The sequence below is a fragment of the bacterium genome (genome assembly GCA_039961635.1).
Lineage (GTDB): Bacteria > 4484-113 > 4484-113 > JAGGVC01 > JAGGVC01 > JABRWB01.
This window is the reverse complement of record JABRWB010000089.1, coordinates 23,057-29,641: the sequence shown is the minus strand read 5'-3', so window position 1 is coordinate 29,641 and position 6,585 is coordinate 23,057. Positions and strand designations below refer to the sequence as shown.

Below are 6,585 nucleotides of genomic sequence, written 5' to 3'. Positions count from 1 at the left end.
AGCAAATCATTCGTAGAGCGAGGGCGAGCCGCCGCTCCCCCCTGCAAATTGGTTTTGAGCCGCCGTAGCGCAGCAGGCTGGATTTGATGTAGCCCCGCACTTTGAAGCCGTTCAGTACGTCCAGCAAATCCGCGCCGATGTTGACGTTGTCCTTGTACGTCTCGCCCTTCTGGCCGAAGGTGATCGTCCGGTTGGCCGGAATATTGCTTAAGCCCGCGCCTTCCCTTTTGGAAATACCGGGCTTCCCGACGTACCGCCATAATCATCACCCAGGTTCGGATTTTCGCGGTTCCCGCACGGCGGCATTATACCGGAATCAATCGCCTTTGCCAAAGGACTAACTCCGATAAAAAAAATCGGGGTTGCCACAAAAGCGCGTCGAAAAAAGGCCCCGGTCGCCCGGGGCCTTAGTTTAACTTCGCAGCTCTTCAAATCACGCGGCCTGAAGGCCGCGCTTCGTGGATTATTCCGCTAGTCGACTCCGTACAGGACGAAGTTGCGGAAGATGTTGTCGCCCGGCTCGAAGCCCTGCTCGCCGTGGAACGGCTGGTAGCCCTCCGCAAACACGAGCACCGCGTACGCGCCCGGCTCGATCTCCTCGATCACGTAATAGCCTTCCTGGCCGGTCTGCGCCGCGTAAACGGGGACGAATTCCTCTCCCTCGTAGAATCCCAGCTTGACCCATGCGCCGATCAGCGGCTGCTCCTCGCCGTTGTATACGTGGCCGTACAACCTTGCGAAGTCGTTGCCGCCGCCCGTCGGCGTCAGAAACGCGTTGACTTCGGTGCCCTCGCCCGCGAATACCTGGATTTCGAAGATCTCCTCAAGCTCGTAGCCTTCCTTGAAGAACTTCATGTGGTAAAAGCCCGGCTCGAACACGGCGTCGAACTCGTAGCCGCCCAGGTCGCCCGTGTAGGTTTCCGCGACAAGCAGATCGCCGCTGAACACCTTCACGTGAGCATCGGAAATCGGCTGCTCGGTGGATTCGTCATATACATGTCCGAAAATCCAGCCGTTGTCGCCGCCGCCGCCCAGCGGTACAAGGTACGCGTCAACCTCCGTGCCTTCGCCCGCGAACACCTGATTTTCGTAAATCCACCTGGTTTCGTAGCCGTCCTTCATGAACTTGAGGGCGTAGAAACCGGGCTCAAGATCGCCGAATTCGTAGCCGCCGGCCTCGCCGGTGGTCGTGTCGGCAATCGCCTGCTCGTTATGGAAAAGCACGACCGTCGCGCCCGCGATGGGCTCGCGGGAATGGTCGTCGTACACGTGGCCGAAGATCCAGCCCGGCCCGCCGCCCTGCGGCGCTTCGATAACGAGATGCAGCTCGCCTTCTTCGCCGGGTTCGAGGAAGATGTCTTCAAGGTTGCTCTGGCGCTCCCACTTGAACGCTTTGGCATAGTAGCCTTGAGGCGCGGGAAGCTCGACGAAGTGAATAACGCCGTCGCCGTTCGTGTAGCCGCTGCGGAAGGGCTGCTCGTAATTGACCTTCCACAGCTTTACAAGCGCTTCCGGAACCGGGTTGCCGAACTGGTCGCGCACGATTACGAACAGCGACGCCCAGCCCTGCTCGGCGGGACGCTCGATGGTCAGGTGAACTTCCTTGTCGTCGCCCGGCGCGAGCTGGACGGTTTCGACGTTGCTGTGCCGCTCCCATTTGAACGCCTTGACGGCGTACGTGCCGGGAGCAGGAACTTCCTCGAAGTGAATCACGCCGTCGCCGTTCGTGTAGCCGCTGCGAACGACCTCGCCTTCGAGATTGTTTCTGAATACCTTGACAAACGCCTCGGCGATCGGCTCGCCGTGCTGGTCGCGGACGACCGCCCAGAGCGACGCGAATTCGCCGTGCTGCTCGCGCTCGAAGAAGAAGTTCTTGATCGTTTTCTGGCCGGCGCGGATTTCGACTTCCGCGGTCAGCGGATCGAATTCGCCGAACTCGCAACGAACGTGGTAGACGCCAGCGGGAATCTCATGGAATGCATACTCGCCTTCCTGGTTTGTCCAGGTTTCGCCTAATACTTCATCGTTGTTGGCGCCGAAAACAACAAGGTGAGCCTCAACCGCGGGCGGCTCGCCGCCGTCCTCGCCGCGGTAATGAACCGAGCCCGAAAGCGAGCCGAATCCTCCCGGCTCGTTTGCGAAAAGCGTAACCGTGATTTCGTTTACGCCTTCGTGCAGGTTGAGGTCGCCCTCGAAAACGCGGTAGCCGTCCTTTGCCACGCGAATCCAGTATCCGCCCGTGTGAGGCAGCTCGAACCGGAAGCCGCCCTTCTCGCCCGACATCGTTTCCCAAACATGCCCGGCTTCGTCAGTAAGGCGGATGTGCGCGCCCGCTATCGGGTGGCCTTCGCCGTTCTTGACAAGGCCTTCAAGGATCACGTGCTGGCCGCTTTGCCCGTCCTTGGGTTCGAGTACGAAATTCCGCTCGATGGTGTCGTTCGCGATTACCTCGACGAAAGCAGAGCCGGGGTGGAATCTCGGGTGCGCCGCAAGCATGTCCGCCGGGCCGGCGGGAACTTCAACAAAACGATAAAAGCCGTTGTCGTTCGTGTATGTCTGGAACCTCGGACCGTAGTCGTCGCCGCGGTAGGAAAGAAGGAAAACCGCCGCATGGCCTATGGCCTCGCCGTTGGTGCTTGTCACGCGGCCTTCGACGTTCCCCACGTTGATGCGGTGTAAAGGAATGTTGAATTCGCGGTTGCCGCCGGCTTCCAGCTCGACTTCGCCGAAGAATACCTGGAAGCCGCGCTTGAAGCCGAGGACGAACTTGTGACCCGGAGGAAGCCGGTCGAACTCGTAACCGCCAAGGTCGCCCGACTGCGTCGCCCGGAAAAACCCGTCCATATCGAACACAATCACCCAGGCGCCCGGAACCGGCTCGTCGGTGCCGGCCACGAAGACGCGGCCGTGCATCCTGGCGAAATCGGGCGAATCCTGCGACGCAAGCCTTGCGTCGGACGAGCTGAAGGCCAGGTTGACCGGAGTGTCGCCGTCAACGTCAATCGACGTCGTGAAGAATACGTGGCCGTCCTTGCCGAAGTGCAGCTCGTGCGAACCCGGGGCAACATCCTGGATCAGGAACACGCCCTGGCTGTCTGTCATTGCCGATATCGGCTGGTCGTCCAGCGCCACCTCGACGTCCTCCAGCGGCGTGCCGAGCGCATCCTTGATCACTCCCGCGACGTCGCCGGGAGAAAGCGCGGTGCCGGGAGGCAGAAGCTCGATGACTGGCAACTCGCCCGCCGGATCGTTGTTCATCTGATCACCGGAACCCGGCGCGGGCGGATTGGGAGTTCCGATGGAACTACCGCCGCCTCCGCCGCACGCGGCAAGGCCGATCAACAGGAACGATGCGAACGCGACAAACAGGGACAATTTCAGTCTGGATATAAATACCTGCATTTCGATACTCCTTGAAGCTCAACGGAATGTAAAAGCTAAGGAATGCTGCCCCCCGGCTTTGCAGCCGCTCCCGCGAAACACGGGATACAAGATATTACCCTTTTTTCGGCGTTTTCGCAACGGAAGAAACGCCTTTCGGGAGAAAACTCCGGAATCGGGGGCGGTAATGCCGGAATCGTAATACTTGTTTGATTTCGCGCTAATAGAGAATTTCGCGGACAAAGCAGCCGCCTTTATTCAGGCTCTCTTTTCTGGAATATAAATGCTGAAAAAGCTGACCACGGAAAGGTCGGGGCGCTCGGCGAGATTGAGCCTGGGCCGAACGCCGACAAACGCTTCGCCGGTGTCCGAATAGACAAGCTCGACGGTGGGGTGCAACGGCCGGCTGGCCGAGCTTTCCACGACGACAGCGATTGCGCCGCTGGAAAGCTGGAGGAACGAATTGCGAGGATAAACCATCACGCTCTGCATGAAGGCCTTGAAAACCTGCGGGGAAACAGAGCTGCGGGTGAGCGAAAGTACGGATTCGAATGCCTTGCCCGGCAGGTAGGCGTCTCTGTACTCCTTGGGCGTGAGCTGCGCGGCGAACTTGTCCGCGAGCGAAACGATCTGGCTGAACGGATGGATGTCGTCGCCGCGGATGTCGCGCGGGTACCCCCCCCCGTAGTAGTTCTCGTGGTGCTCCAACGCGACGCGGTCGAGCGAAGGGAAATTGCGCGCCAGTTCCGACGCCATCTGCCGCCCGAAGTGGCAGTGCTTTTTCACCTGCGCGTATTCGAGCTGCGTGAGTTTGCCCGGCTTGTTGAGAATTTCCTGCGGCACGCGCAGCTTGCCTATGTCGTAGAACAAACCGCATATCCCCAGGTCTATGAGCGCGGGCAGGTTGAAATCCATTTCGACGCCGACTATTACTGAATAAATGGCCGCCGTCTGGCAGTGATTGAGATGGGGATGGCGGAAGAATCGGGATTCGAGAAGCAGGTTGAACGCGGACGACGATCGGGTGATTATTTCGTAAACGTGGCCCAAAACTTCCTCAACCACTGCCGCGACCTGAAGATCCCGGCAAAGGCTGCGAGGCCTCGCCCAGTCCGGCCCGCCCGTCGAAAGAAGCGCGATTATCCCGCTTTCAAGATCCTCCCGCGACGGCGTAGAGTCCTGCTTGTATAAAAGCGATTTGAACAGCTCGACGTCGGAGTCATGAAAATAAACGTTGACCCGCGGCAGATCCAGCTTTCGAATGCGCTCTATAAGCTCTTCGTTTAAAACAGTGTTGAAGCGCAGCCAGGTCGTCCCGCGATGGACGAGATCGCGGGAAATCACCATTCCCGGCAGAAGGTTTTCCGGCGCAATCTCGAACTCGTGAGTGATGAAATCCATTTCAATCGCCCGGATTGAAAAATCCTATCCCGATTACGGCTGGAACACCTGAATTCGTCCGTTTGCGGGATCGCTTGCATAAAGCAGCCCGGTGGTCGGATCGAACGACAAACCCTGCGGGCTCGCCGCGCCGAATTTGCCGTTTTCCTTTCCGTAGCTTCCGAAAAGAAACACGAACTTGCCCGCAGAATCCGCGGCCAGCACGCGTGAACGCCCCGCGTCCGCTACAAAGAGGTTGCCGCGGGAATCAAGCGCAAGTCCCGCGGGAATTTCCAATGGAGGGACCGCGGGCTGCTCCGCGTCCGAGAAATCAAAAGCGCTGTCAAATTCGAGTTTGTCGGAAATCACGGCAATTCTGGAATTGCCGCGGTCGCCGACGTAGAGCTTTCCCGTCGAATCGAAAATCAGGTAGCCGGGATCGTCGAACTGGCCGTTTCCGGATCCCGATGCTCCGAACTCGCCCAGGTATGTACCGGAAGGAGTGAAATATTGGATTCGGTCGTTCCCGCTGTCGGAAACGAAAACCACGCCGTCGGCTCGGATTGCGCAATCGGAAGGCGAGTCAAGAAAACCCGCGCCGGTTCCTCCGCCCCCGAATGAACCGAGAATCTCGAAATTGGATGAAAGGATGAACACGCGGTTCAATGCCCTGTCGGTTACGTAAATTTTGGATCCATCGGCGGTGATTCCCAATCCCACCGGTTCGGTGATGCGCGTCGAAGCCGAAGGGGGCGAACGCACCTCGCGCACGAACTTCCCGCTTTCGTCATAAAGAACCAATCGAGACAGAGCGGCATCAGTCACTACGATTGTTCCGGCCGTAGGAACGAACAGCACATCTCCAGGTTGTTTCAGCTCCGCGGAGCCGCCGCCGGAAAATCCGAATTTTCCGTAGAAATCCGTGCCGGGGATTGCGACCATCAGCGCGGGGCCTTTCTCCCCTTCAAGGCCGGCGGTGCTCACCAGAGACAAACGATAGTAAATAGTGCCCGTCCCAGCGGTCAGGTCGATGTATTTTTCCTCGGTCAGCGGCTCCAAGTTGAGTTTGTTGAAACCGGAATCCGCCTCCGCGGATCTATAAACGTTATAGCCCGCGAGCAGTTGATAAGCAGGACGGTCCCAAACCAGCTTGACTGCAAGCTTGGTTGCCGCAAGAGTCTTTGGCGTACCGGCGGAAGGGGGGGGGAGTTCCTCCGGCAGCGGACTGAATACGGCGTACCTGCCGAACCGCGTGATGGCGGCTCGCGCCTTGCCGTCCTCCGCGCCTATCTCGGCCTTCACCGCCGAGTCCCGCCATTCGGCCAGATCGTCGCTCCATTTGTATAGCGTTACTTGAGCCCCCCCCGGCCACTTGGGCTGCGCGGAAATTGACATCTCTATATTGACGGAGCCGCCGATTTCGTCTTCGAACTTGGTCAAACCGCCGTCGTCTCCGCCGCCGGTTTCCCCGCCGTCGCCGCCTTCTCCGCTTCCGGCGTTGTCACCGCCGGTATCCGCAGGCGGGTCTTTGCCGATTTTCTTGAATTCAATCGCCGCGACGGCGATTCGCCCTTCGGGAAATCCGGAATTTGCCAATCCGGAAAGTATGTTCGACAGCCTCAGTTCGGTTTCCGTCGCAAACAAGTCCGATGCGAACGACACTTTGGCCGCACCGTCCGCCGTGGAAATGGTGATTTCTCCCGTCGTGTCCACCGGCGGTTTGATGCGAATATCCGCGGTTTTCTGGCCGCCGGAACCGCCGCACGACAACAGCGCAACGGAGAAAAGCAAATAAAGAACGGAGTGGCGCTTGAGCATATTTGA

General features: G+C 59.0%; 3 protein-coding genes. All 3 read right to left on the bottom strand.

The genetic code is table 11. The annotated features are described in order from the left end of the window. Window positions 1–471: 471 nt before the first annotated feature. The 3 genes from HRF49_11640 to HRF49_11630 all read right to left on the bottom strand — a co-directional run bounded on the left by HRF49_11640 (window position 472) and on the right by HRF49_11630 (window position 6,579). A complete protein-coding gene (locus tag HRF49_11640; protein MEP0815300.1) occupies window positions 472–3,402 on the bottom strand; it encodes a carboxypeptidase regulatory-like domain-containing protein in 2,931 nt (976 codons plus the stop codon). Window positions 3,403–3,639: 237 nt separating this feature from the next. Further along, complete coding sequence (locus HRF49_11635) at window positions 3,640–4,782, bottom strand: HD domain-containing protein (protein MEP0815299.1); 1,143 nt, start codon at window positions 4,780–4,782, stop codon at window positions 3,640–3,642. 33 nt (window positions 4,783–4,815) lie between these two features. Continuing rightward, window positions 4,816–6,579 carry a hypothetical protein gene (locus tag HRF49_11630; GenBank protein MEP0815298.1) on the bottom strand — a complete coding sequence of 588 codons (1,764 nt, stop codon included), beginning with the start codon at window positions 6,577–6,579 and terminating at the stop codon, window positions 4,816–4,818. Between the last annotated feature and the right edge of the window lie 6 nt (window positions 6,580–6,585).